We start from the raw sequence: 24,290 nt of genomic DNA on the forward strand, positions 1-24,290 counted from the left end.
GCGGGGTCCGGCCGCCGGGGTCACCGCGGACTCCTTCGGCTGGGTCAGTGGGGCGGGGGGTGACTGGCCCGGGGGAGGGGAGGATCTGCGCGGGTACGTTCTCGCGGACTATCGGCGTCTCGAGGACGAGCTGCCGCACGTCGCCGTCCGGCGGACCGGCTCGCTGAACTGGGTGGACGGGACGTCACGGCAGGTGCCCGGGAGGTTCCGTATCGGGCGGAGTGACATCGCCGCCCTGGAACCCACCCTCCGAAACCCTCCCGACCAGGCCGTCCACACCCCCGGCGACATCGGTGTCGACGCCCCGGCGACGACCGGCGCACTCGTGGCCGCGGCAGAGGCCCGCGGAGCCACCCTGCTGTACGGAACGGACGTCACCTCGTTGCGGATGTCCGGTGGGCGGGTCGATGGAGTGGTGTCCTCGACCGGGTTCCACGCCGCCGCAACTGTCGTGCTCACGGCCGGAACCAGTGTCCCCGAGCTCTGCGCGCCGTTGCCGGTCGACCTTCCCGTTGCCGCCTCGCCGGCCACCCTCGTGCGGATCGCGGCGCCGCCGGGACTGGTCAGGAACATCGTGGCCGGTCCTGGGTTCGAGGTCCGGGAAGCGCGTGACGGTGAGCTGCTGCTCCCCCTCTCGCACGAAGGCCGAGCCGCGCCCGGTGCGGAGGTCGCGCACGATGTGCTCCGGCGCCTGCGGGCGAATTTCCGTGGCAGCGATCAGTGCCGCCTGCTGGGCTATCGCACCGCCAGACGCCCCATGCCCGTACACGGCCCCCTCATCGGCTACGCGACACACGACCGCTCCGTCTACGTCGCCGTGATGCACTCCGCCGTCACCCTGGCGCCCACCGTGGGACGGCTCGTGGCGGACGAACTCGTGAGCGGCAGGCCGACGCCCGAGCTTCGTCGTTGTCGGCCGCGTATTCACTGACCGCACACCTCGACGGTGACGGCGACCGGGAATCGACCTGGTCGAAGTGCTGCCGCGGATTTACCGTGCGCCCATGAATGAGCTGCGCAAACGGAAGTACGAGCGATGGTTCCGCGCTGCGGACGTCGACGGCGACGGTGCGATAACCCGGCAGGACGTCGTCATCATGAGCGAACGCTGCCTCCAGGCCAGGGGCATTCCACCCGACTCCCCTCAGGGCATGCAGATGCACGAGACCATGAACCGGTTCTGGGAGTCCGTGATCGCCCCCAGCGACTCCGACAAGGACGACAGGGTGACCTCGGCGGAGCTGACGGAGGCGTTCGCCGTCACGTTCGCCGATCGCGCTCGGTACGCCGAGGAGCTCGCGCCGGTCGCCGACCGCTTCTTCGACCTGGCCGACGGCGACGGCGACGGCGCGATCAGCCTCACCGAGTTCACCCACATCTTCGGCAGCACGGGACGGGCCGCCGACGAAGAGTGCGCCGAAGTGTTCGACGCGCTCGACCTGGACGCCTCAGGAGCCCTGTCGCGGGCCGAATACCACGAGGCCGCGTCCGAGTTCTTCTACGGAGACGATCCCGGCTCTCCGGCCAACCACCTCTTCGGCCGCCTCGCATGAGCCCGCATGAGCCCGTGCAAGAGGGACGCGCGCCTATGCCTCTGCTGCGCGCTCCTTGAGTCGTTCGGCCGGGAGTTCCACGGTGATGCGGAGCCCGCCGTCAGGGCGTGGGGTGAGGGTGAGCGTGCCGTCGTGGGCCCGGGTGATGGTCTTGACGATGGCCAGGCCCAGGCCGACGCCCGCATGGTCGGTGTGGATGCGTTCGGTGCCGCGCCGGAAGGGTTCGGTGAGGGTCGAGACCAGCTCCGGAGCCAGTCGGTCACCGGTGTTCTCGACGGTGAGCGCCACGGCATCGGGGCGGACGCTGGTGTTCACCCATACGGTGCCCTGATTCGGCAGGTTGTGGACGATCGCGTTGTGCACGAGGTTCATGGTCAGCTGCAGCAGCAGCGGTTGCGAGCCGGTCGTGAGGGCGATGTCGCCGAAGGTCTCGATCGTGGTGCCGTGCTTCTCCGCGAGCGGGAGGAGCGTTTCGGTGGCTTCCTCCGCCAGGAGGGACAGGTCCACGCGCTCCCGGGTGAAGGATCGCTGGTCGGCGCGGCTGAGCAGGAGCAGCGCCTCCGTCAGGTCGATCGCCCGGGTGTTGACCGCGGTGAGACGGTCGATGACTTCGCCGCTGTCGTGGTGCGGGTCGGTGCGGGCGACGTCGAGCAGGGTCTTCGAGATCGCGAGCGGCGTGCGGAGTTCGTGAGAGGCGTTGGCCGCGAACCTCTGCTGTTCCGCGACGTGTGCTTCGAGCTGCGCGAGCATCGTGTCGAAGGCGTCGGCGAGTTCGCGGAACTCGTCCTGGCGGCCCGGCAGGCGGATGCGGTGCGAGAGCGATCCGGCCGCGGCCGTGCGGGTGGCGCGGGTGATGCGGTCCAAGGGGGCGAGCATGCGGCCTGCGAGGAGCCACCCGCCCAGGAGGCCGAAGACCAGGAGGAACGCCATGACGACGGCCGCCATCGGGGCGAAGCCGCGCACGAAGTCGGTGCCCGGAGAGACTCTCCACGCCCCCTCTTCGTTGGTCTGCAACCACCCCTGGCGCAGGAGGAAGAACCCCACGGCGGCCAGTAGCAGACCACCCGCGACCATGAGGAATCCGGCGTAGCTCAGGGTGAGTTTGAGGCGGACGCTCATCCCGCGCTCCCTAGGCACGGATCGCTCCCTCGTCCCCGGTCCGTGGCTGCGCCTCGATGCGGTAGCCGACGCCCGGCACGGTGGCGATGATCCAAGGCTCGCCGAGCCGCTTGCGCAGCGCCGAGACGGTGATGCGTACGGCGTTGGTGAACGGGTCCGCGTTCTCGTCCCACGCGCGTTCGAGCAGCTCTTCGGCGCTGACGACACCGCCTTCCGCGGCGACGAGCACTTCGAGCACGGCGAACTGTTTTCTGGTCAGGGCGACGAAGCGGCCGTCACGGTAGACCTCCCTGCGGAAGGGGTCGAGGCGCAGACCGGCGATCTCACGCACGGGCGGCCTGTTGTGGGCGCGCCTGCGGTCGAGTGCTCGGAGCCTCAGCGCGAGTTCCCGTAGTTCGAAGGGCTTCGTCAGGTAGTCGTCTGCTCCGAGTTCGAAACCGGAGGCCTTGTCGTCGAGGCGGTCGGCCGCGGTGAGCATGAGGATCGGCATGCCGCTGCCGGAGGCGACGATGCGTTTGGCGACCTCGTCGCCGGACGGCCCGGGAATGTCCCGGTCCAGGACGGCGATGTCGTACGTGTTGAAGCTGAGCAGTTCCAGTGCGGTACTGCCGTCGCCCGCGATGTCGGCCGCGATCGCTTCCAGACGCAGGCCGTCGCGGATGGCTTCTGCGAGATAGGGCTCGTCCTCGACGATCAAGACACGCATGTTCTTCAGAATACGAGCCGACACATATCGTCGACGTATCGAAAACCGCATACGTGTCGGCAACACCGTGCTGATTTCACTGGCGGTATGACTCGAACCCCAGCATCGGCACGAACGACGCCCCGCCGGGCTCGCTGGCTGGTCTTCGGCGGTCTGACAGCCGTCATAGCAATGATCACGGCGGGAATCCTCGCCTTTCAGACGGCCAAGTCCTCGACCAGATCATCCATGTCCGGGCCTTCTCTGCCGCCTGCGCCACCTGACAGCGAGCAGCGTGCCGCCCCGGGCAAGGCCGATGGTGTCGTCCCCGACGGCGTGACGGTCTTCGACGACTCGATTCCGGCCGTGGCCGAACTCGATCCGGAACTGCTCAAGGCCCTTCGCCGGGCAGCGCAGGCCGCCGCGGCCGACGGAGTCGCATTCCACGTCAACAGCGGCTGGCGTTCCCCGGAATATCAGAATCAGCTTCTCCGTGAAGCGGTCTCCGAATACGGGTCCGAACGCGAGGCCGCCCGTTGGGTGGCCACCGCTTCGACCTCTCCCCATGTGTCCGGCGAGGCGGTCGACATCGGGGGCTCCGAAGCGACGGCGTGGCTGTCGGGGCACGGTGCCGAGTACGGCCTGTGCCAGATCTACCGGAACGAACCCTGGCACTACGAATTGAGCACCGATGCGATCGACGACCGAGCCTGCCCGCGCATGTACGCCGACCCCACACAGGACCCGAGGATGCAGCAGTGAGCGAGGACAGGCGATGACGCAGCTGGACACGGCGGAGATCGAGCAGAGCAGCCCGGCGGACACCGGTGCGCCAGGCACCGGGGCCATGGCCCCGCAGGCCGATCCGGGCAGAACCGTCCGCGCCCGCACGCAGCAGGCGGTACGCGCCCTCTCCGAGCCGGAGCCGTGGAAGCGCGGCCTGGTGCCCGCGGCGCTGGCGCTCCTGCTGGGGCTGCTCATGCTGCTGCACGCGCAGATCACCGACCGCGGTGGCCTCGGCAGTCTGGTGGAGACCTTCCTCCCGTGGTTCGGCCTGTTCGTCCCGGTGCTGCTCGCCGTCGGGCTGTGGCGCCGCTCCGCCTCCGCGGTGGCCGCGCTGCTGCTGCCGGTCACGGTGTGGCTCAGCCTCTTCGGCGGGTTGCTCGTCGACAAGGCCCAGTCGGACGGCGACCTCACCGTGGCGAGCCACAACGTCGCCGCCGAGAACGCCGACCCCGTCGGTACCGCCCGCGACCTGGTGGACTCCGGTGCTGACGTGCTGGCACTGGAGGAGATCTCGCAGCAGGCCAAGGGCACGTACGAGAAGGAGCTGGCGAAGGCGTACCCGCACCACACGGTGCAGGGCACGGTCGGGCTGTGGAGCAAGCTGCCGCTGTCCGACGTCCGGCCGGTCGACACCGAGCAGGACGTCGGTCCGCTGGGGGACGCCAAGCCGGCCTCAAAGAAGTTGGTCGACATTCGCGCGCTGCGCGCCACGGTGGCCACGGACCGGGGGCCCCTCGCCGTGTACGTGGCCCACCTGGGGTCCGTACGTGTCACCCCCGAGGGGGGCTTCGGGACGGCCACGCGGAACCGGAACGCGCGGGCGCTCGGCGCGGCCCTCGCCGCCGAGCGGAACGAGCGGGTGGTGCTGCTCGGCGATCTGAACGGCGCCCTGGACGACCGCGCGCTCGGCGACATCACCTCGCAGCTGCGCTCGGCCCAGGACGAGGCCGGGAACGGCTTCGGCTTCACGTGGCCCGCGACGTTCCCGGTGGCGCGGATCGACCAGATCCTGGTCCGCGGCGTGGAGCCGACCAGCGCGTACCTGCTGCCGGAGACCGGCAGCGACCACCTGCCGGTGGCGGCCGGCATCAGCTGGTGAACCACCGGCCGGGCCCGTGGTCGGGCCGGTGGCCGGTGAACGCCGGTACGTATCGTCGGCATATCGAAAACCGCATACGTGCCGACAACACCACGGCGCCTTGACTGAAGGCATGTCCTACAGCGAACCAGTACGAGCAGCGGGCGCGAGCCTGACCGTCGAACCGATCAGCGCCGCGGAGCACTTGGCGTTCGTACGGACACAGCGGTCGGTCAGCTTCCTGCAGACCCCGGCATGGGCCCACGTCAAGACCGAGTGGCGCAGCGAGTCCCTCGGCTGGTTCGACGGGGCGCGCCTCGTCGGCGCCGGGCTCGTCCTGCACCGCCCGGTACCGCGGTTCGACCGCTTCACGCTGGCCTACCTGGCCGAGGGCCCGGCCATCGACTGGACCGGTGAGATCGGTGCGTGGCTCGACCCGCTGGCGTCGTACCTCAGGGCACGCGGCGCGTTCGCGATCCGGCTCGGCCCACCGGTGTGCACGAGCACGTGGACCGCCGCCCAGGTCAAGCAGGGCATCGCCGACCCGGGCAGCAAGCGGCTCACCGACATGCCGAGCCACTGGGAGGATCCGGTCGGCGTCCGTGTGACGGGTCGGCTCAGGGACGCCGGCTGGCTGCCGCAGAACCCGGAGGACGGCTTCGGGGCCGGGCATCCGCAGTTCAAGTACGAGGTTCCGCTGGCGGGCAGGACCGAGGAAGACCTCCTCAGGGGCATGAACCAGCTCTGGCGCCGCAACATCAAGAAGGCGGCCAAGGAGGGGGTCGAGGTCACGGTCGGTGAGGGCACGGCCGGAGCGGACCTGAAGGCGTTCCACGACCTCTACGTCCACACCGCGGAGCGCGACCGCTTCACGCCCCGGCCGCTGCGCTACTTCGAGACCATGTTCGCGGCGCTGCGGGCCGAGGAACCCGAGCGGATCACGCTCTACCTGGCCCACCACCAGGGCGACTTGGTCGCCGCGACCATCCTGGTCCGCGTCGGCGCCCACGCGGTGTACGCCTACGGTGCCTCCGCCACCGAGAAGCGCGAGGCGCGCGGCTCCAACGCCTGCCAGTGGGCGATGATCCGCGACTCGCTCGCGGCCGGCTGCGACGTCTACGACCTGCGCGGCATCACCCCGACCCTGGACGCCGACGACGCGCACGTGGGACTGATCCGGTTCAAGGCCGGTGCCGGTGGTCAGGCGGTGCGGTACGTCGGCGAGTGGGACCTGCCGCTGCGGCCGATGGTCTACCGGGCCTTCGACCTCTATATGCGGCGGCGCGGGCGCTGAGTCGCCAGGTGCGGCACTCGGCTGACCGGTGGGTGGGCCTCGGCGCGGTCGGCTACGCGAGCGCGGCGGCGACCTCGTCGAGGCGCGCCCCGCGGGAGGCCTTGACCAGCACCACGTCGCCGACGTCCAGGCGGCCGCGCAGCCAGTCGACGGCCGCGTCGTTGTCGGCCAGTACCACCGCCGCCTCGCCCGCGCCGTCGGCGATCGGCCGGGCGGCCTCGCCGACCACGGCCACCACATCGGCCCGGGCGGCGGCGTACGCCCCGACGGCACGGTGCTCGGCCGCACTGTCCGCGCCCAGTTCGAGCATCTCGCCGAGGACGGCGATGCGCCGCCCGCACTCGATCGCCGCGAGCGCGTCCAGAGCCGCTCGGGTCGAGTCGGGCCCGGCGTTGTAGGAGTCGTTGAGCAGCGTTGCGCCGCCGTCGAGGTCGCGCAGTTCCATCCGCCACTTCGACAGCGAGGCCGTGGCCAGCGCCGCCGTGGCCAGGTCGAGGGGCACGCCGGCCGCCAGTCCCGCGGCCGCGGCAGCCGACGCGTTGAGCGCCTGGTGGGCGCCCACGAGCGGCAGCGCGCAGCGAGCCGAGGTGTCGGCGGTCCGCAGGGTGCAGGTCGGTCGGCCGAGCCGGTCGAGGGTCAGGTCGAGCATCCGTACGTCGGCGTGTTCCGCCCGGCCGAAGGTGAGTACCGGGCCGTCGGTGAGCGAGCGCATGGCGGCCACCCGGGGATCGTCGCCGTTGAGGACGGCGGTGCCGCCGGGGGCCAGTCCCCGCACCAGCTCGCCCTTGGTCCTGGCGATGGCGGCGCGCGACCCGAACTCGCCGATGTGGGACCGGCCGACGTTGAGGACGACGGCGATGTCGGGCGCGACCAGGCCGGTGAGCTCGGCGATGTCGCCGGTGTGACGGGCCCCCATCTCCAGGACGAGGAACCGGGTGGCCGCGTCGGCGCGCAACATGGTGAGCGGCACGCCGAGCTCGTTGTTGAGCGAACCGAGCGTGGCGGTCGTCGGCGCCACGCTCGAAACCACGGCCGCCAGCAGGTCCTTGGTGCCGGTCTTGCCCTGGGAGCCGGTCAGCGCGATGACGGTCAGACCGCCGCGCAGCCGGGCGACGACGTGGGCGGCAAGCGCCTGCAGGCTGCTCCGGGGGTCCTCGACGACGACGGTGGGCAGTGGCGTGGGCCGGGAGCCGAGCACGGCGACGGCACCGGCACGGCTTGCTTGGCCCGCGTAGTCATGGCCGTCGTGGTGCTCGCCGGTGAAGGCGACGAAGAGGCCGCCCGGCACGGCCCGTCGGCCGTCGATCACGGCCGGCGCGGTCACGGTCACGGAGCTGTCGCCCTCGACCCGGCCACCGACGACCGCGGCGATCTCGCCGAGACTGAGCGGGATCATGTCGTCCGTCCGTGAGCCATGCACGTCATGTAGGTCATGTAGGTCATGCCCACAGTGAAAGCGTCGCCGTGTATCGCCGGCATATCGAAAACCACATACGTTCGGGCAACACCACGGCGCCTTGGCTGGAGGCATGACCTACAGCGATCCGTCCCGAATCACCATCTATGGGTGCGGCCCGGATGAGGCGGTCCTGTTCCGGGAGTTGGCGCCTTGTTTCGGCGTCACGCCGGCCATCACGGACGCACCGGTATCCGAGGCCAACGTTGAACTGGCAGCCGGAAGCCGATGCATCAGCGTCGGCCACAAGACTCCCGTCACGAACGCCACCCTTCTGGCGCTCGGGCAGGTCGGCGTGACGTACATCTCGACGCGAAGCATCGGGTGCAACCACATCGATGTCGAATACGCCGCTGAGACAGGGATTTCCGTCGGGAACGTCACCTATTCACCGGACAGCGTGGCCGACTACACGCTCATGATGATGCTGATGGCGGTGCGCGACGCGAAATCCGTCATCCGGCGTGCGGACATCCACGACTACAGACTGAGTGAAGCGCGCGGAAAAGAGCTGCGCGATCTCACCGTCGGGGTGATCGGGACAGGCCGCATCGGCGCTGCGGTCATCGACAGGCTGCGGGGATTCGGCTGCCGCATACTCGCCCACGACAATCACCCCAAGGCCGCCGTCGACTATGTGCCGCTCGACGAACTGCTGCGGCGGAGCGACATCGTGACGCTCCACGCACCGCTCTGCGCGGAGACGCACCATCTGCTGAACCGGCAGCGTATGGAGCAGATGAAGCACGGTGCGTACATCGTCAACACGGGGCGTGGTGCGCTCATCGACACCGACGCGCTCCTCTCCGCTCTGGTCAGCGGCAGGTTGGGCGGTGCCGCGTTGGATGTCCTCGAGGGGGAGGAGGACATCTTCTACGCAGACTGCCGGAACACGCCCATTGAAAACAAGGCGTTGCTGCGGCTGCAAGAGCTGCCGAATGTGCTCATCAGCCCGCACACCGCGTACTACACGGACCGTGCGCTGAGCGACACGGTCGAGAACTCCATCATCAACTGCTTGAAATTCGAGGGTGGGAACCAGCATGGATAGGCTGAAGGTCGGGATCGTATTCGGAGGTCGTTCCGAAGAGCACCCCATATCCGTCAAGTCGGCGCAAGAGGTCGCCAGGAACCTCGATGCCGAGAAGTACGAGCCGTTCTACATCGGCATCACGCGGGACGGCGCCTGGAAGCTCTGCGACGGACCGGACGCGGAGTGGGAGAGCGGGGACTGCCGTCCGGCTGTGCTGTCGCCGGACAGCAGCGTGCGCGGGCTGGTCGTACAGAGTCAGGACCAGGGGCGTTACGAGACGATCCCCCTGGACGTCGTGCTGCCCGTCCTGCACGGCAGGCTCGGCGAGGACGGCGCGATGCAGGGCCTGCTGGAACTCTCCGGCATCCCCTACGCGGGCTGCGATGTGCAGAGCTCCGCACTCTGCATGGACAAATCCCTTGCCTACGTCGTCGCCAGAAGCGCGGATATCGCCACGCCGGACTTCTGGATCCTCACGCCGGGCGAGACCATCGACCCCGACCGGCTCACCTATCCGGTCTTCGTGAAGCCGGCCCGTTCGGGGTCGTCCTTCGGCGTCACCAAGGTGTCCCGGGAAACGGAACTGCTGGACGCGGTGGAAAACGCACGGCGGTACGACTCGAAGGTGCTGATCGAAGAGGCCGTCGTCGGCAGTGAGATCGGCTGTGCCGTCCTGGGGAACGAACTGGAGCTGGTCGTCGGCGAGGTGGATCGCATCGCGCTCTCCCACGGCTTCTTCCGGATCCATCAGGAAGAAGAGCCCGAGACCGGATCGGACAACTCCACGGCGATCGTGCCCGCCGACATTCCGGCGGAGTCGCGCACGCTCGTCCAGGACACGGCCAAGGCCGTGTACCGCGCCTTGGGATGCAAGGGGCTGGCGCGCGTGGACCTGTTCCTCAAGGAGGACGGGGCGGTGGTCCTCAACGAGGTCAATACGTTCCCGGGCATGACGTCGTACAGCCGCTATCCGAGGATGATGGCCGCCGCCGGGATTCCGCTCGGCGAAGTGATCGACCGGATGGTGTCGTTGGCACTGACGGGGAAAATCCGGTGAAGGAGGACTTCTTCTTCGTGGACGAGCTGGCTTCCGGAATGCGGTGGGATGCCAAGTACGCCACGTGGGACAACTTCACCGGCAAGCCGGTGGACGGATATCTGGCCAACCGGATCGTCGGCACGGGGGCGCTGTGCGCGGGCCTGGAGCGGGCCCGGGAGAAGGCGGGGTCCATCGGTTTCGGCCTGCTGCTCTGGGACGGCTACCGTCCGCAGCGTGCCGTCGACTGCTTCCTGCGCTGGTCGGAACAGCCGGAGGACGGCCTGACGAAGTCGCGGCACTATCCGAACATCGGCAGAACCGACATGTTCGACATGGGATTCGTGGCCGCCAAGTCGGGCCACAGTCGCGGCAGTACGGTCGATCTGACGCTCTTCGAACTGGACACGGGCGAGCTCGCTCCCATGGGGGGTGACCATGACCTGATGGACCCCATTTCGCATCACGGAGCGAAAGGGATCACGGAAGTCGAAGCGAGGAACCGTCGGCACCTTCGCTCTGTCATGGAGACGTGCGGCTTCCGTGCCTACGATTCCGAGTGGTGGCATTACACCCTCCGGGACGAGCCCTATCCGGACGCGTACTTCGATTTCCCCATCGTGTAGTGATCGGGTGACCGAGGCGCTGAGGAGTCGCCCGCGGTGTGGCCGGAATCCAATCTTGACGGCAACCGGCCGAAGTCTATGGTCTGGACTAATCGGCAGCCGTGAACCTCCGGCCCCACCGCTCCACCGGAGCACTGCGCTCCACGAGAGCACTTCACGCCGCGCACCCCCATGAAGCACTGCCCGTGAAGGAGTACGTATGGACAAGAAGCGGAAGACAGCCGCAGCGATCGGTGCCGGGCTGGCGCCCATCCTCGCCCTCACGCTGCCGACCGGCTCGGCGAGCGCGCACGGATACGTCAACGCGCCCGCGAGCCGTCAGGCGCAGTGCGCCGCGCGCACGGTGCCCTGCGGAGACATCAAGTACGAGCCGCAGAGCGTCGAGGGCCCCAAGGGGCTGCGCAGCTGCAGCGGCGGCAACTCCCGGTTCGCGGAACTCGACAACGACAGCAAGGGCTGGAAGGTCAGCGACGTCAGCAGGACGCAGACCTTCACCTGGACCTTCACCGCCCGCCACCGCACCGCGAACTACGAGTACTTCGTCGACGGTACGAAGGTCGCCACCATAGACGGCCACAACCAGCAGCCCCCGGCGACCGTCTCGCACCAGGTCAACCTCGGCAGCTCCACCGGCAGGCACAAGATCCTCGCGGTGTGGAACATCGGCGACACGTCCAACGCCTTCTACGCGTGCATCGACGTCAACATCCGCTGAGAACCCCTCGGTTCACACCGTGCTGAGCGGATGGGCCGCCGTGGCGGAGCGCGGCGGCCAGGCGCGGGGCGCCAGAATGCCCAGGACGTAGGCGCGGGCGACGAGAGCCGGCCGGGTCGCCGCGCCCAGGACGTGCCGCAGACGGCTGAGGTGGTAGTCGACCGTCTGCCGGGACAGCTTCAGCGACGTCGCGATGTCACCGTTGCTGCTGCCCTCCGCCAGCAGCGACAGGATGCGGATCTGTGCGGCGGTCAGCGACGGATGCGCCTCGTGGGCGAGGCTCTGGTGCGTCACGACGGCCCAGACGTGCCGGGCCCGTGCGGCGGAGTGCCCGATCGTCGTCAGATGGAGCTGCGCGCGGCGCTGCAGCCCGTGTGCGTCCACGAGCACCGCGGATGTCTCCACCCGTCGCGTGCGGCGGGATATCAGGCCCTTCCAGCGGCGGTGCAGCCGGTCGAGGTCGGGTTCCGGCGCGAGCAGCGTGTGGGCACGGCGGCCCACCAGGTCGTGCGGGCTGAGCTGGAACAGTTCGGCGGCCGCCGCGCTCGCCTCGATCACCCGCCCGTTCGCCGAGAGCAGCGCGCAGGGCAGACCGCTGTGGTCGCGCAGGGCCTGCAGGTTCTCCTCCGCCTCCTGCCACTGGACCGTGGTGCGCAGGTGATCCGTGACGTCAACGTAGATCCCTGCGACGCAGGTCTGCGCGCTCTCCCGCACGGGGAAGCGGTGGCCCATCGCCCGGCCCGCGCTGCCGTCCCGGCGCCGGTAGCCGAGGGTGTGGCGCACCGGTGTGCCCCGGCTGAGGATCTCCTGGTCGAGGGCGCGGAACCGGTCGGCCTCGGCGGGTGCGTCGAGGTCCTCGATGTACTTGCCGACGATCTCTTCGGGGACCGTGCCGTAGAGGTGCGCGTAGGCGTGGTTGGCCCATAGGTAGCGTCCGTCGCCGTCCCGTATGAAGGCGGCGGCCGGGGCGAGGTCGACGAGGTCCGCGAAGGCCGCGTATCTGCTCTGGATCCGGTTTTCGTCCGGGGTGGGGCCGTCCTCGGGGCGGGGACTGTGCTCTAGCAGGGTCTTGAGGCTGGAATGGTCCACAGCGGTCTCCGTCCGTATACGACTGGCTGACGCTCAGTCACATTGCGTTGGATATCCCGTACACGGCTCGCACACGCCCCTTTCTCGGCCGAAGTGCCGCAGACGGGACTCGTGCAGACTCAGGCATTTGCCTGAGTCGTGGGTGTCCGCGGAGGCGTCGGGGGCGTCCGGCGCCTGGTCCCCTTGAGTGAGCGGGTGAACACGCCCCGCGACGTGGACCGGAGGATTCCCCCGGGCTCGACACGGAGCGACCACGAATCGACCACGCATCACCCGCGCGCCCCGAACGCATACGGCGATCCGTATCTACGCGACGAATGGAGACGAACTTCAGTGAGCAAGGTGCTGTTAGTGCATGCCAAGGGTGGTCCGCCGCTCGGTCACGTCCTGTCCCGGACGGCCGCGAGGGCGGAAGTGCACCTGCTGGCGCTCAGCGCTCTGCCTCCCGCCGTGGCGGATCCCGCCCGGAGACTGTGCGCCTCGGTCGTCACGCCCGACGAGATACCTGGCGATGCCGCGCACCGCTCCGACCTGGTGTCCCTGATCGTCTCGCGGGCCGAGGCCGTCGGCGCGGACGCGGTGCTCACCTTCTCCGAGTACGCCGTCGTGGCCGTCGCCGAGGCGTGCGAGACCCTCGGCCTCGCCGGAGCCGGCGGCGCCGCCGCGCTCGCCCGCGACAAGCGGCTGATGCGGCGCACCTGGCTCCAACACGGTCTGCCGCAGCCCGAGTTCCGCCCCGTCGCCACCGAGGCGGACCTGCACGCGGCGGCCCGCGAGCTGCCCGGCCCGCTGCTCCTCAAGGCGGCCTGGAGCGCCGGGTCCACCGCCCACCAGATCATCCGCTCCCCGCACGAGGCGTCCGCCGCCTGGGCCCGCTCCCGCGATGTGATGGCCGAATCGGCCCAGCTCGGCTACGCGGAACTGCACGTGGCCGAAGCCGACGCGGACTTCGTGGTCGAGCAGATCGTGACCGGCACCGTCACGGACTGGTTCGACGAGCCCGGCTGGGGCGACTACGTGAGCGTCGAGGGCGTCGTCGCGAACGGCACCTTCCACCCGGTCTGCCTCAGCGGCCGGATGCCCACGGTCGAGCCGTTCACCGAACGCGCGAGCATCACCCCCGCCCTGCTGGCCCAGGAGGCCCAGGACCGGATCGTGGACCTGGCCCGCCGCGCGGTCGACGCACTCGGCCTGCGCGACTGCGGGACCCACACCGAGATCAAGCTGGGTGCCGACGGCAGCATGTGGCTGATCGAGACGGCCGCCCGGTTCGGCGGAGCGATGACCGTGCCGCAGATCGAGGACGTCTTCGGGCTCGACCTCGTCGGCATGCTCGTCGACCACCTCCTCGGACACCCGGTCGAGTGGCCCGAGCAGGCCCTCACCCCGGAGCGGGCGCGCGGCGCGGCGGGCTCCCTCGTCGTCCTCGCGGTCGACGGCGACGGCGAGGCCTGGCGGGACCGCAAGGTCTGGGACTTTCCCTCCGTGTCGGCGGACATACCCCTCAGCCGGGGCAGTGAGCTCTCCGTGGTCGCGGAGAGCTCCCTCACCGACGGCAGTGTCGTGCCGGTGTACGACCCGGCCGCCGGCGCCAACACCATGGCGGCCCTGTGCCTGCTCTCCGCCGCCACCCCGCGGATCGTGCTCCGCGACTTCGAGGCCCTGGTGGACGCCCTGCCCCAGGTGCTGCCCGCCGCCCGGCCCGAGGAGGTCTCGGCATGACCGCCCCCCTGCTCACCGGCGCCGCCGAACCGGCCACGGACCGCACGGTCGTCGGCGAGAACCTCTCCCTGCCGCTCTTCCGCACCCTCTCCGGGGTCCTGGCAGGACATCCGTACCTCAAGGTCGTCGTCGACCGTGCCGAGAACACCTGGCACCTGCTCGACACCGCAGCGCACCCCTTCCACGTCAACTACGTCGCCACCCGCATCCTCGGCATGGACCTCACCGCGCTCGACGCGGAGCTCGACGCGTTCAACGCCTCCGTCTACATGGACCCCGGGCGCCGCTTCCTCCTCGGCGTGCTCTCCCTGCACACCGACGAGGACACCGAAGGCCGCGAACGCACCTTCCTCGTCATGGAGACGACCGAGGCCGACACCATGCACGGCGAACTCCTCTCCTTCTTCTACGAGTTCGTGCGCGCCCGGGTCGACGGCAGGCTGCCGCTGCTGCTCAAGCCCGCCAACCACGGGCAGGAGGAGGAACTGGCGGCGATCAGCGAGCTGAGCGTGCCGCGCATCCTCAGCCACGAGCTCTTCGGCTCCCGGGCCCGCACACCGCTCAACCCCGGCGAGGCCACCGGCCGACTGCGGTTCTTCCGTACGCACGACGACTACGCGGCGGCGGAGACCGGGCTCGGCTGGGCGGACATCGTGGCCATGCCGTGCCTGCCGGACGACGTGCCCCGGGTGGCCGGATTCCTCAACACCGCGCCCATCACCCCGCTCTCCCACACCAACGTCCTCGCCTCGGGGTGGGGCATACCCAACGCGATCGTGCGCGACCTGGAGCAACTCGTCGAGAAGGACGGCCTGGACGGCGCGTGGGTGCGCTACCGGGTCCGCGAGGACGAGATCTCCCTCGAACGGCTCGACCACGAACCCGCCCTGCGCGCCCCGGCCTGGCATCAGCAGCGCATACGGCTCGAACCGCCGCTGCTCGAAGAGGCCCCCGTGCTGGCCCTGCACCGACTGCGCAGCACCGACCGCGATCGCTACGGCACCAAGGCGGCCCACCTCGGCGAGCTGCACCACGTGCTCGACAGCCGCACGGCCGACCTGACCGCGTTCTACGGTCGGCCCCGCCCGCCGCGCGAGGACCTCTACGGACACCTTGCCGCCCGCCTCGGCTTGAGCGCCTTCCACGCGGGAGCACCCACCGAGAGCGAACTGCGCGCCAGGGCGGCGGAGTTCGTGGCCGGGGCGGTGAGTGCCCCGAACGGTGTCGCCCTGCCCTTCGCGCTCCAGCAGCGCTTCCTGGCCTCGTCCACCGTCCTGCAACAGGGCATCGGCAAGCTCAAGATGGCGCTCGAACTCGACGCCACCGACGTCCTGGACTCGCTCTGTCTCCAACTCCAGCACCTGATCCGGCAGACACCCGTCCCCGAGTCGGTCGTCCGGCAGCTCAGCCAGGCGTTTCCCGCCCCCACCGGCTCGCGAGGCCGCCTGGTGGTGCGCTCCTCGTCCAACGCCGAGGACCTGCCGGGGTTCTCCGCGGCGGGCGTCTACGACTCCGTCACCACCGTCCACGGCACCGGTGAACTCCTGGACGCCGTGCGCCAGGTGTGGGCCTCGCTGCTCTCGCCCCGCAGCGTGCGCCTGCGTCACCAGGTCGGCATCTCACTGGACGACACCTACATGGGTGTCATCGTCCAGGAATACGTGCCCGCCTCGCTCGGCGGCGTCCTGGTCACCTGCAACCCGACCCGCCGCGAGGACTTCCGCAACGTCTACCTCAACTGTTCCCCCGGCTCCCCGGAGCAGGTCGTCGACGGCTCGGTCCTGCCGCAGCAGTACCTCTACAACACCGTGGAGGGCGGCGGCCGCACCGTCGCCCTCGGCTCCTGGGGCGACGGGCTGTCCGCCGCGACCCGGGCCCGGCTCGCCGACCTGTCCCTGACCGGGCGGCTCCTGCAGTCCCACTTCAGCGCGACCGACGTGGACCAGCCGCTGGACATCGAGTGGCTGATGACCGACCGGGGCGACTTCCGGCTGGTCCAGATCCGCCCGTACGCGCTGTGAGGGCGGCCCCCAGCCGGGCGGGAACCACCGGCCTGACGCACACCGCCCGCCGCATCATCCGGCTCAACTACGGCTTCCAGCTGCTGTTCAACCTGCTGTGGTGGATGCCCGTCTTCTACGCCTACCAGAAGGCGGCCGGGCTCTCCGACGGGCAGATCTTCGGCATCCAGAGCATCTACTACGTGGCCTTCTGCCTGTTCGAGATCCCGACCGGTCTGATCGCCGACCGGATCGGCACCCGCAACTGCCTGCGGGCCGGAGCGGTCGTCATGACGGCGGCGAACCTGGCTCCGGTGGTCAGCGCCTCGTACACCGGCTTCCTCGTCCACTTCCTGGCCATCGCCGCGGGCCGCTCGCTGACCTCGGGAGCGGCCAGTGCCTATCTGTACGACGGTCTGCGCGCCGAGAAGTGCGACGAGCACTACCTGAAGGCGGAGGGCACCGCACGGGCGCTCGGCCTCGTCGCGAAGGTCGTGTGCTGGCCGCTGGTCGGCCCCCTGATGGCCGTGGCGCACCCGACGCCGTACGTGCTCAGCGCCGCCAGCGCGGCGGGCTCCCTCGTCTGCGCGGTCGCGCTGCCCCGCCTCGCGGGGGCGGACGGCGGCACGGAGAAGAGGGACGGCGGGCGCCGAGGAGGCGCGTTCCTGCGGGACGCGGGCACCGCGCTGCGCTGTGTCGCCTCCTCGCGGTGGCTGGCCCTGGTGATGGTGCAGGGCGTGGCGATCTTCACGCTCTCCCGGATCTGCCAGGTCAACCTCTTCCAGCCGATCCTGCTCGACCACGGCATCGCGGAGGCCTCGCACGGCGGTGTGATGGCGGCGATGACGGTGGCGGAGGCGGTGGCCTCGGCCCGCCCGCAGTGGCTGAGCCGCCGTCTGCCACCGGTCGCCTGGGTCTCGATCCTCAGCCTCGCCCTCGCGGGCACCCTGGCGGCCATGACGTTCGGCGGGCCGTGGGCCGTCGTCGTGCTGCTCTGCCTGTTCGCCGCCGCGACCGGCTTCGCGTACCCCATCCAGCGCAAGCTGGTGAACGACGCGGTGCCCGCGGACGCACCGCGCGCCACGCTGCTCTCGGTCGAGAGCATCGTGGACCGCGCGGTGTGCGCCCTGGCCGCGATCGCCGCGGGTGCCTATCTGGCCGCGGGGCGCCTGGACGCCCTGCTGTGGCACAGCGCGCTCGCGACCGCGGTGCTGATCGGGGTCTTCCAACTGCTGCTGCGCAGCGGGGCGGTCAGCCGGGAGAGCGCAGGCCGAGCAGTTCCACCAGCCCGACCGGGAGGAACACCGGCCGGTGCGGCCGACCCACCTGGTACGGCACGAAGCCGAGTGCGGAAGCCGCTCTGACCTCCTCGGCCGTCTCCGCCTGATAGACGACCCGGCAGTGGCCGGAGCCGGCCTTCGCCCGCTGCCAGAGGGCGGGGGCCGGTTTGCGTTCCGCCTCGGTGCGCGGGGTGAGGATGCGGTCGCCGAAGTCCTGCCACGCGAAGGGCGCGGACCCCTGCCACGTGGAGTCGACCTCCTGCCGCAGCCTGGCGGCGCGCTCGGCGTCGGTCGCGCCCCAGGAGGACGGCACATTGGTGATCAGGCCGACCGGGATGCCGCGTGCGCGCAGGGCACGCAGATAGGCGGCGGCGCCGGGCCGGTAGCTGGTGCTGCCGTCGTCGGCGGTGTGCACGAGGGTCTCGCCCAGGTCGAAGTACACGATGGGGCAGGCCTGTTCACGCGCCGTGGCCGCCGTTCCGGCGACCTCGCCCGGGTCTTTCGGTGTCGCCGCGCTCGCCGTGGAGCCCACCGCGGTCGACACCAGGGCCGTGCTCAGCGCGAGGATCGCCCACGCGGAGCCCTTGAAGACGGATCTTTTCATGCGTCGTCGCCCTTTCCTTGCTCACACCGGTCCACCGCGCACTACCCCGGCACACCACGTGTCACTCCCGTCTCGCACGGGAGCGGTCGGGAATGCTGAGGGCCGTGGACGATCACAGCGCAGGAGGCGCCCGGACGCCGGGCTCCGCCGGGGCGGGCGCCGACGCATCCGATCAGCCGGGCGTCATCGGCATCGCACTCGCCGCCGTCCTGACGGCGATACTCGCGCAGGGCTTCTGGCAGTGGTTCGCCACGTACGTGGGGGTGACGCTGCTCGCGGTGATCTGCTGCTTCTACCGGCTGCCGAGGTACGCGCCGGGCCTGCGGGCCGCGTACGCGCGGAACCTGACCGCGTACTCGCTGGTCGTCGGCCTGTGCCTGTCGATCGCACTGGCTCCCATGCTGCAGCGCTGGGCGTGGCTGTTCCCGATGCCGGGCACGCGGGACAGGTGCGGGGCGCTCGGCGCCTACGAGCGGATCCGGACGGAGGCGGCGCTCGCGGACCTGGCCGGTCGCGACGGCGCCGCCCTGGCCGATGCGCAGGCCGTCCAGAGCCATGCGGCCGTCGCCGACTGCCTGTCCGCCACGACGACCCTGTGGCTGCCCGTCTACGCGGTCGGCGCGGCCGTGCTGGTGGGCCTCGCCGCGTGGTGCGTCGACCGGGCGCGGACCGCCGCGTGAGGAAGCCGGGGCCGGGCACGGCTGCCCGGCCCCGGCTTCCGGACCGGATCAGGCGCCGGTCGGCCGCAGGCGGACGGGCAGGGTCTGGTGGCCGTTGCTGAGCAGGGAGCCGAGCGGCTTCAACTCCGCGACGGGCACGGCGAGTTCGATCTCCGGGAAGCGGTCGAAGAGGAGGCTCAGGGCCGTGCTGACCTCCATCCGGGCCAGCGGGGCTCCCAGGCAGAAGTGGACCCCGTGACCGAAGGCGAGGTGCTCCTTGACCGTGCGGGTGACGTCGAAGTCGTCCGCGCTCCCGCCGTGCCAGTCGGGGTGCCGGTTGGCGGCCGCGTACGACGCGAGGATCGCCTCCCCCTTGGGGATGACCTGACCGTCGGGCAGGGAGATGTCGGTCACCGCGTACCGCAGGGGGAGGTGCCTGACCGCCGGTTCGAAGCGCAGGGTCTCCTCGACGGCCTCGTTCCAGTCGACCTGGCCCGACCGGAGCAGCGCGAGCTGGTCGGGGTGGCCGAGCAGCTGGGTGATCGCCTGGTCGATGACGTTGACCGTGGTCTCGTACCCGGCGCTGATCATCAGCAGCAGGGTGTCGCGCAGCTCGTCCTCCGAAAGACCGCCCTCCTCGTCCTCGTCGCGCGAGGTGATCAGCAGCGAGGTCATGTCGTCGCCGGGCTCGGCGCGTTTGGACTCGATGAGCTGGTGCAGGGCCTCGTACAGCGCCTTGGTGTTGGCCTCGGACTGCTCGGCGGTCAGGGTGGTGTCGAAGACACCGTCGACGACCCGGCGGAAGGCGTCCTGCTGCTCGGCCGGTACGCCCATGAGCCGGCTGATGACCGCGATGGGCAGCGGGTACGCGAGGTGTTCGCGCAGGTCGACGCTCTCACCGGCGGGAAGGGCGTCGAGGTGGTCGAGGATGCCGGTGACGACCGCGTCTATGCTCTCCTTCAGCGCGGCGATGCGGCGGGCGCTGAAGGCGGGGGCGACCATGCGCCGCAGACGCCGGTGGTCGGCCCCGTAGGCGGTGAACATGTTCTCCACCGCGACCCACAGGGCCAGCGGCCAGCGCTGGATCGTGTCAGCGAATTCCGGCCAGTGGGCCCGGGCGTCCTTGGAGACGTCCGGGCTGGTCAGCAGCTCCTTGAGCAGCTTGGGGTCGGAGACGGACCAGGCGGTCACGCCCAGGATGTCGACCCGGACTGCCTGGCCGTGCGCCCGCAACTCGCGGTGCTCGTCGTGGGCGCGGGCTCCGGTGGGGTCGAGGACGATCGGCTGCGTGGGCACGGCCATGGTGGTGGTCCCTTCAGACTGATGAGGCGGTGGGGAACGTGACGGGCAGCGCGGCGAGCGCCCGGTGGAAGGGTCCGGGGCGCCGGACCAGTTCCTCTGGGGCGGTGGCGAGGTCCATCTCGGGCAGCGCGTCGAGCAGATGGGTGATGGCCGTCTCCGCGATGAGATAGGCGTGCGGGCGCGCCGGGCAGGCGTGCGGCCCGGTGCTCCAGGACAGGTGGGCACGGTTGCTGGCGGTGCGCTGGTCCCCGAGAGCGGGATCGTTGTTGCAGGCCGCCATCGAGATGACGACCGGCTGGTGGGCCGGCAGCAGGAATCCGTCGACGTCGACGGGGTGCGGCGGGTAGCTGATGCAGTAGTTCGCCAGCGGCGGGTCGGTGTAGAGCACCGTGTCGAGCGCCTCGCGGACGGAGGCGCCTCCCGCGTGCAGGTCTCCGGAGAACTGGTCGTCGGTGAGGACCTTGAGGACGGTGTTGGAGATCAGGTTGGTCAGGGGTTCGATCCCGGCGCCGTAGAGCGTGACGAGCTGGTGGGCCATCTCGATGTCGTCGAGGGCCGCGTCGTGCGCGAGGAGCCGGGAGGTGATGTCGTTGCCGGGCTGCCGGTGGCGCAGGTCCACCAGGTCGGCGACCGCCTGGGACAGGATCTGGTTGCCGCTGGCGGCGTCCACCCCCTCGAAGATCTTGGCCATGCCGTCGGCGATGCGGCGGCCCATCTCGTCCGGGCAGCCGAGCAGGGCGCTCAGGACGCGGAAGGCGATGGGCCAGGCGTACTGGGTCAGCAGGTCCGCGCCCTCGGCGTCACGGAACTCGGCGATCGTCGCGTCGGCGACCTGCTCGACCAGCGTGCGCAGCTCGTGCTGGTCGACGGCGTTGATCGCGGAACTGTTCGCCGAGCGGTAGCGGGTGTGCGCGGGACCCGACGAGCGCAGCGCGTTGGGGCGGTGCTCCATCATCGGGCGGACCGGGCAGGACTCGGGGACGGACTGCTGCCACACCCGCGGGTCGGCCGGGAAGCGCAGGGGATCGTTGAGGATCCGCCGGGCCTGCGCGTAGCCGATGACGAGGGTCGCAGGCACTCCGGGCACGAGGTCCACCGGGACGAACGGCCCGAACTCGGCCCGCATCCGCGCGTACGCGGTGTGCGGATCGGCCGCGAACTCGGCCTCGTACAGGGCGATCCGGCGCTCGGACACCGTTTCGATCGTGGTCGGGCTGGTCACGGGCGGGGCTCCAAAACAGGTGCGTGCAACTCGGTCAGGTACTCGCAGAGGGTGATCAGGGCCAGCACGCTCGAGGTGCCGTCCCGCGCGTCACACGTCGTCAGCGGGGTGCGCGGGTCCAGGTCCAGGGCCTGACGGATCTCGTCCAGGTCGTACTGGGGCGCCCCCTCGAACAGGTTGATCGCCACGGCGTACGGCGTGCCCTGCTCCTCGTGCAGGGCGAGGATCTCGAAGGAGGCCTCCAGATTACGGGTGTCGACCAGGACCAGGGCGCCCAGCGCCCCCTCGGTCAGCCCCGCCCACATCGGGCGGAAGCGGCCTTGGCCGGGCGTGCCGAACAGGTACAGCACGAGGGCGTCGCTGAGGTGCAGGCGCCCGAAGTCCATGCCGACCGTCGTGGTCGTCTTCCGCGGGGTGCGCTCCAGATCGTCCACCCCGGCGCTGGCCTGGGTGATCCGCTCCTCCATGCGCAGGGGCGGGATCTGGGAGACGCTGCCCACGAACGTCGTCTTGCCGACGGCGAAGCTCCCGGAGATCACGATCTTCGCGGACCGGGTGACGCCGGGTGGCACATAGATGAGGCCGTCAGACGAGGGCGCGGAGACCACGCAGTACCTCCTGGAGCAGATCGGTTTGTGGTTGGTCCTCATCCGCGGCGACAGGGTGGGCCAACAGGCCCTCGTCGATGAGGGAGGAGACGAGGATGCGTACCGTGGAAGGGGGGAACTCCAGGGCGGCCGCGATGTCCGCGACCGCCAGGCCCCCACCTCTGGAGTGGGTGAACAGGCCCATCACCCGCCGGGCGTCCGCGCCCAGGCCCTCGGTCGAGCCGCTCGCGGCGAGCACCACGGTCTCCAGGCGCACATCCGGGTTGGCGCGAACACGCCCGTCGGTACGGACGTAGGGCCTGACCAGGTCCGGGTCCCGCCGCGGCCCGCTCACCTCGTCGGCAGGCCGAGCTCGGAAGGCTGCCGAGGCGCGACCTTCATCTCATGACCCACCCGCTGGGCCAGCTCCAGCATGTGATGGGTGATCAGGCCGATGTCGGCATCGGGGCCGCTGGTCTGCACCGACAGCATGGTGTTGCCGCCCGCCTGGGTGATGAGCCCCACGTGGTTGGTGAGCTCGATCAGCGCCTGCCGGGTGCCCCCGCCGCCGGTCTCCTCGTCGTAGGCGAGCGCGGCGGCCCGGACGGCCGCGGTGATCGCGGCGAACTTCTCCGCCTCGTCCTGCCCGATCCCGGCCGTCCGGGAGTGCAGCAGACCGTCGGAGCTCATCAGCACCGCGTGCTGGACGCCTTCGAGGGACCCCAGTGCGCGGTCCAGCAGCCAGCCAAGTTCGTTGCCGGTGGTCACGGTCATGCTCCTTCGTGCGAGGTGGTCGGGTCTTCGGTGCGCGCGCTGCGCGTGCCCTTCGCCCAGGCCGCGGCGATGGAGGGACGCCCCGGCGCCGTCGCTCCACCGTCGGACGTCGACGGGCGCGGGCTCGTGGCAGCGGTCCTCCGTGACCGGACGGCCAGTCCACTGGCGGTGGTGCGCTTGGGGAGGGCCGGCTCGGCGACGGGCGCGGGCGTGGGAGTGGGCGTCGGTGTGGGAGTGGGCGCGGGTGCGGGGGCGAACGTGGGCGCGGGTGCGGCAGACGTGGTCAGCAGGTTCTTGGGGATGAACATGTACACGCGCGTGCCACCGAAGGGGTTCGGTGCCTCCAGGTCGATCCGGAACCCGTAGTCACCGGCGAGGGCCGCGGCCGCCCGCAGACCGGTCTGCGGATGCGCGCCGAGCTGGTTGATGTCGTCGCGCCGGACACCCGTCAGGATCTCCCTGGCCCACGTCAGCTGCTCCTCGTTCATGCGCAGACCTGCGTCGTCGACGATGACCGAGACTCCGTGGTGCCCTTCCTGGAAGGCGACGTGCACCCGGGCGGAGGAGGGGGAGTAGCGCACCGCGTTGTCCAGGAGCACCGCCAGCGCGTGGACGACGGGCCCGACCGCCCGACTGGTCACCGTGACGGCGAGCTCCTGGTGCTCGACCCGCTCGTACTCCTCGATGCTGCCCATCGCGGCGCGCACCACATCGGTCAGCGGGGTGGCGGGCCAGCGGCGCGACAGCTTGCCGCCGGAGAGGACCACGTAGTTCTGGGCGACGAGCAGCATCTGCTGCGTGGGGTGGTCGATGCCGACCAACGTCTCGTACGCCTCGTCACCCTCGTGCCGCCGCACGCCCTGGCTCACCCGCTGGCTGAGCTTCGAGGCCATGCCCACCATCGCGGAGGAGACGGCACGCACCGCCGCCCGGCTGGAGTCCTCGGCGCCCTGGCGCGCGCGGGAGGCCTCGTCCTGCGCGCTCTCGCGTGCCTCGGCGATCTGGGCGCTCGTGCTGGTCTGCGCGTCGTACTGGACCTTGCGGACCGTGTGCGCCGCGGAATCGGCCAGCTCCGTCAGCCGTTGCGCCAGCGAGGTGTTCACCAGCGGCTCGGGCAGTTCGATGTCCACGCCGTGGCCGGTGCCCTGCCGCTCCGCCTCGGCTCCCAGCCTGGGGATCACGCCACCGGCGAGCTGCGCCAGCACGTGCTCCGTGGCGTGCTGCCGTCTGGCGATCTCCTCGGCCTGGCCGCGGAGGCGGCCGTTCTCGGCGCGCTCGCCTCGGTACTGGTCCCAGAACCGCCAGGCCGCGCCGCCGGCGGCCAGGGCCAGAACCGAGGGCACCACGGTGGTGGCCTGTATGAGGTCTGTCATCACGTCCTCTAGGTGTCAAAGGGGGAGGCGGCCGTGTGCCGCCGACTGGACGGGGTGACTGCGGCCGGAGCGGGACGGGCCGTGGCCGGCATCCCGTCCGTGCCGAGGCGCCACCCGGTGCACACGATCCCGCCATGGCGCGCACGGCCCGCCCGACGGCCGCACCGGCGTCGGATCGCTCCACCGTGGCCACAGCGGGCAGGCCGCCCGGCGGTGACTGACGAATGCGGGCCGATCACGGATGTCCTTGGGCTGTCGGGGGGCCGGACCGGACCGGGGGAAGGCCGGGGCCGGAGG

The 24,290-nt window shown here is 70.6% G+C and carries 24 protein-coding genes; 13 read left to right on the forward strand and 11 right to left on the reverse strand.

Going from position 1 to position 24,290, the window contains the following annotated elements:
* Together AOK03_RS12550 and AOK03_RS12555 are read left to right on the forward strand one after the other, a co-directional pair.
* On the forward strand, window positions 1-931 hold a 931-nt coding region (locus AOK03_RS12550; RefSeq protein WP_055565302.1), incomplete at its 5' end, for an NAD(P)/FAD-dependent oxidoreductase.
* A gap of 73 nt (window positions 932-1,004) precedes the next feature.
* The gene (locus AOK03_RS12555; protein WP_055565303.1) at window positions 1,005-1,553 is read left to right on the forward strand and encodes an EF-hand domain-containing protein; all 549 of its coding nucleotides are present in this window, start codon (window positions 1,005-1,007) and stop codon (window positions 1,551-1,553) included.
* Between the two features lie 33 nt (window positions 1,554-1,586).
* Here the strand turns inward: AOK03_RS12555 and AOK03_RS12560 are convergent, their stop codons facing one another.
* On the reverse strand, window positions 1,587-2,672 hold the full coding sequence (locus AOK03_RS12560) for a sensor histidine kinase (RefSeq protein WP_079074672.1): 1,086 nt from the start codon (window positions 2,670-2,672) through the stop codon (window positions 1,587-1,589).
* A 10-nt stretch (window positions 2,673-2,682) separates the two neighbouring features.
* Window positions 2,683-3,378, reverse strand: a complete 696-nt coding sequence (locus tag AOK03_RS12565; protein ID WP_055565305.1) for a response regulator transcription factor — start codon at window positions 3,376-3,378, stop codon at window positions 2,683-2,685.
* A gap of 171 nt (window positions 3,379-3,549) precedes the next feature.
* Between AOK03_RS12565 and AOK03_RS12570 the strand changes: the two genes are divergently transcribed.
* The 3 genes from AOK03_RS12570 to AOK03_RS12580 all read left to right on the forward strand — a co-directional run bounded on the left by AOK03_RS12570 (window position 3,550) and on the right by AOK03_RS12580 (window position 6,515).
* Entirely contained in the window at window positions 3,550-4,119 is a 570-nt protein-coding gene (locus AOK03_RS12570) for a M15 family metallopeptidase (protein WP_425264375.1), read from the forward strand.
* 13 nt (window positions 4,120-4,132) lie between these two features.
* Window positions 4,133-5,242, forward strand: a complete 1,110-nt coding sequence (locus AOK03_RS12575) for an endonuclease/exonuclease/phosphatase family protein (RefSeq protein WP_079074673.1) — start codon at window positions 4,133-4,135, stop codon at window positions 5,240-5,242.
* Window positions 5,243-5,354: 112 nt separating this feature from the next.
* Entirely contained in the window at window positions 5,355-6,515 is a 1,161-nt protein-coding gene (locus AOK03_RS12580) for a lipid II:glycine glycyltransferase FemX (RefSeq protein ID WP_055565307.1), read from the forward strand.
* Between the two features lie 52 nt (window positions 6,516-6,567).
* Here AOK03_RS12580 and AOK03_RS12585 read toward each other — a convergent pair whose 3' ends face one another.
* The gene (locus tag AOK03_RS12585) at window positions 6,568-7,911 is read right to left on the reverse strand and encodes a UDP-N-acetylmuramoyl-tripeptide--D-alanyl-D-alanine ligase (RefSeq protein ID WP_055565308.1); all 1,344 of its coding nucleotides are present in this window, start codon (window positions 7,909-7,911) and stop codon (window positions 6,568-6,570) included.
* Between the two features lie 133 nt (window positions 7,912-8,044).
* Here AOK03_RS12585 and vanH point away from each other — a divergent pair, with 133 nt between their 5' ends.
* The 4 genes from vanH (at window position 8,045) to AOK03_RS12605 (ending at window position 11,381) form a co-directional block, all read left to right on the forward strand.
* Complete coding sequence (vanH, locus tag AOK03_RS12590) at window positions 8,045-9,022, forward strand: D-lactate dehydrogenase VanH (protein ID WP_063792488.1); 978 nt, start codon at window positions 8,045-8,047, stop codon at window positions 9,020-9,022.
* Complete coding sequence (gene vanA-Sc, locus AOK03_RS12595) at window positions 9,015-10,061, forward strand: D-alanine--(R)-lactate ligase VanA-Sc (protein ID WP_055565309.1); 1,047 nt, start codon at window positions 9,015-9,017, stop codon at window positions 10,059-10,061. Before vanH ends, vanA-Sc begins: the two co-directional genes overlap by 8 nt.
* Complete coding sequence (gene vanX, locus AOK03_RS12600) at window positions 10,058-10,666, forward strand: D-Ala-D-Ala dipeptidase VanX (protein ID WP_055565310.1); 609 nt, start codon at window positions 10,058-10,060, stop codon at window positions 10,664-10,666. The genes vanA-Sc and vanX overlap by 4 nt, the downstream gene beginning before the upstream one ends.
* Before the next feature lie 199 nt (window positions 10,667-10,865).
* Complete coding sequence (locus tag AOK03_RS12605) at window positions 10,866-11,381, forward strand: lytic polysaccharide monooxygenase auxiliary activity family 9 protein (RefSeq protein WP_055565311.1); 516 nt, start codon at window positions 10,866-10,868, stop codon at window positions 11,379-11,381.
* Window positions 11,382-11,393: 12 nt separating this feature from the next.
* Here the strand turns inward: AOK03_RS12605 and AOK03_RS12610 are convergent, their stop codons facing one another.
* Window positions 11,394-12,470, reverse strand: a complete 1,077-nt coding sequence (locus AOK03_RS12610; protein WP_244177588.1) for a PAS domain S-box protein — start codon at window positions 12,468-12,470, stop codon at window positions 11,394-11,396.
* Between the two features lie 342 nt (window positions 12,471-12,812).
* Between AOK03_RS12610 and AOK03_RS12615 the strand changes: the two genes are divergently transcribed.
* From AOK03_RS12615 to AOK03_RS12625, 3 genes are read left to right on the forward strand one after another with little or no spacing between them, the layout of a single operon-like run.
* Window positions 12,813-14,192 carry an ATP-grasp domain-containing protein gene (locus AOK03_RS12615; RefSeq protein WP_425264376.1) on the forward strand — a complete coding sequence of 460 codons (1,380 nt, stop codon included), beginning with the start codon at window positions 12,813-12,815 and terminating at the stop codon, window positions 14,190-14,192.
* Complete coding sequence (locus AOK03_RS12620; protein WP_055565313.1) at window positions 14,189-16,213, forward strand: PEP/pyruvate-binding domain-containing protein; 2,025 nt, start codon at window positions 14,189-14,191, stop codon at window positions 16,211-16,213. The genes AOK03_RS12615 and AOK03_RS12620 overlap by 4 nt, the downstream gene beginning before the upstream one ends.
* Window positions 16,210-17,556: an MFS transporter gene (locus tag AOK03_RS12625; RefSeq protein ID WP_055565314.1), complete on the forward strand. Its 1,347-nt coding sequence runs from the start codon at window positions 16,210-16,212 to the stop codon at window positions 17,554-17,556. Before AOK03_RS12620 ends, AOK03_RS12625 begins: the two co-directional genes overlap by 4 nt.
* Here the strand turns inward: AOK03_RS12625 and AOK03_RS40785 are convergent.
* Window positions 17,444-18,076: a hypothetical protein gene (locus AOK03_RS40785; RefSeq protein WP_079074674.1), complete on the reverse strand. Its 633-nt coding sequence runs from the start codon at window positions 18,074-18,076 to the stop codon at window positions 17,444-17,446. The genes AOK03_RS12625 and AOK03_RS40785 overlap by 113 nt on opposite strands.
* A gap of 104 nt (window positions 18,077-18,180) precedes the next feature.
* Here AOK03_RS40785 and AOK03_RS12630 point away from each other — a divergent pair, with 104 nt between their 5' ends.
* Entirely contained in the window at window positions 18,181-18,756 is a 576-nt protein-coding gene (locus AOK03_RS12630; protein WP_244177589.1) for a hypothetical protein, read from the forward strand.
* A gap of 48 nt (window positions 18,757-18,804) precedes the next feature.
* Here AOK03_RS12630 and AOK03_RS12635 read toward each other — a convergent pair whose 3' ends face one another.
* From AOK03_RS12635 to AOK03_RS12660, 6 genes are read right to left on the reverse strand one after another with little or no spacing between them, the layout of a single operon-like run.
* Window positions 18,805-20,037 carry a cytochrome P450 family protein gene (locus tag AOK03_RS12635; RefSeq protein WP_055565316.1) on the reverse strand — a complete coding sequence of 411 codons (1,233 nt, stop codon included), beginning with the start codon at window positions 20,035-20,037 and terminating at the stop codon, window positions 18,805-18,807.
* Between the two features lie 13 nt (window positions 20,038-20,050).
* Complete coding sequence (locus AOK03_RS12640; protein ID WP_055565317.1) at window positions 20,051-21,259, reverse strand: cytochrome P450; 1,209 nt, start codon at window positions 21,257-21,259, stop codon at window positions 20,051-20,053.
* Complete coding sequence (locus AOK03_RS12645; protein ID WP_244177590.1) at window positions 21,256-21,867, reverse strand: GTP-binding protein; 612 nt, start codon at window positions 21,865-21,867, stop codon at window positions 21,256-21,258. The genes AOK03_RS12640 and AOK03_RS12645 overlap by 4 nt, the downstream gene beginning before the upstream one ends.
* Window positions 21,845-22,201, reverse strand: coding sequence for a DUF742 domain-containing protein (locus AOK03_RS12650; RefSeq protein ID WP_063792489.1), 357 nt, complete (start codon window positions 22,199-22,201; stop codon window positions 21,845-21,847). The genes AOK03_RS12645 and AOK03_RS12650 overlap by 23 nt, the downstream gene beginning before the upstream one ends.
* Complete coding sequence (locus AOK03_RS12655) at window positions 22,198-22,620, reverse strand: roadblock/LC7 domain-containing protein (RefSeq protein ID WP_055565319.1); 423 nt, start codon at window positions 22,618-22,620, stop codon at window positions 22,198-22,200. The genes AOK03_RS12650 and AOK03_RS12655 overlap by 4 nt, the downstream gene beginning before the upstream one ends.
* Window positions 22,617-23,993 carry an ATP-binding protein gene (locus tag AOK03_RS12660; RefSeq protein ID WP_055565320.1) on the reverse strand — a complete coding sequence of 459 codons (1,377 nt, stop codon included), beginning with the start codon at window positions 23,991-23,993 and terminating at the stop codon, window positions 22,617-22,619. The genes AOK03_RS12655 and AOK03_RS12660 overlap by 4 nt, the downstream gene beginning before the upstream one ends.
* Between the last annotated feature and the right edge of the window lie 297 nt (window positions 23,994-24,290).

It is taken from the genome of Streptomyces atriruber, assembly GCF_001418325.1.
Classification (GTDB): domain Bacteria; phylum Actinomycetota; class Actinomycetes; order Streptomycetales; family Streptomycetaceae; genus Streptomyces; species Streptomyces atriruber.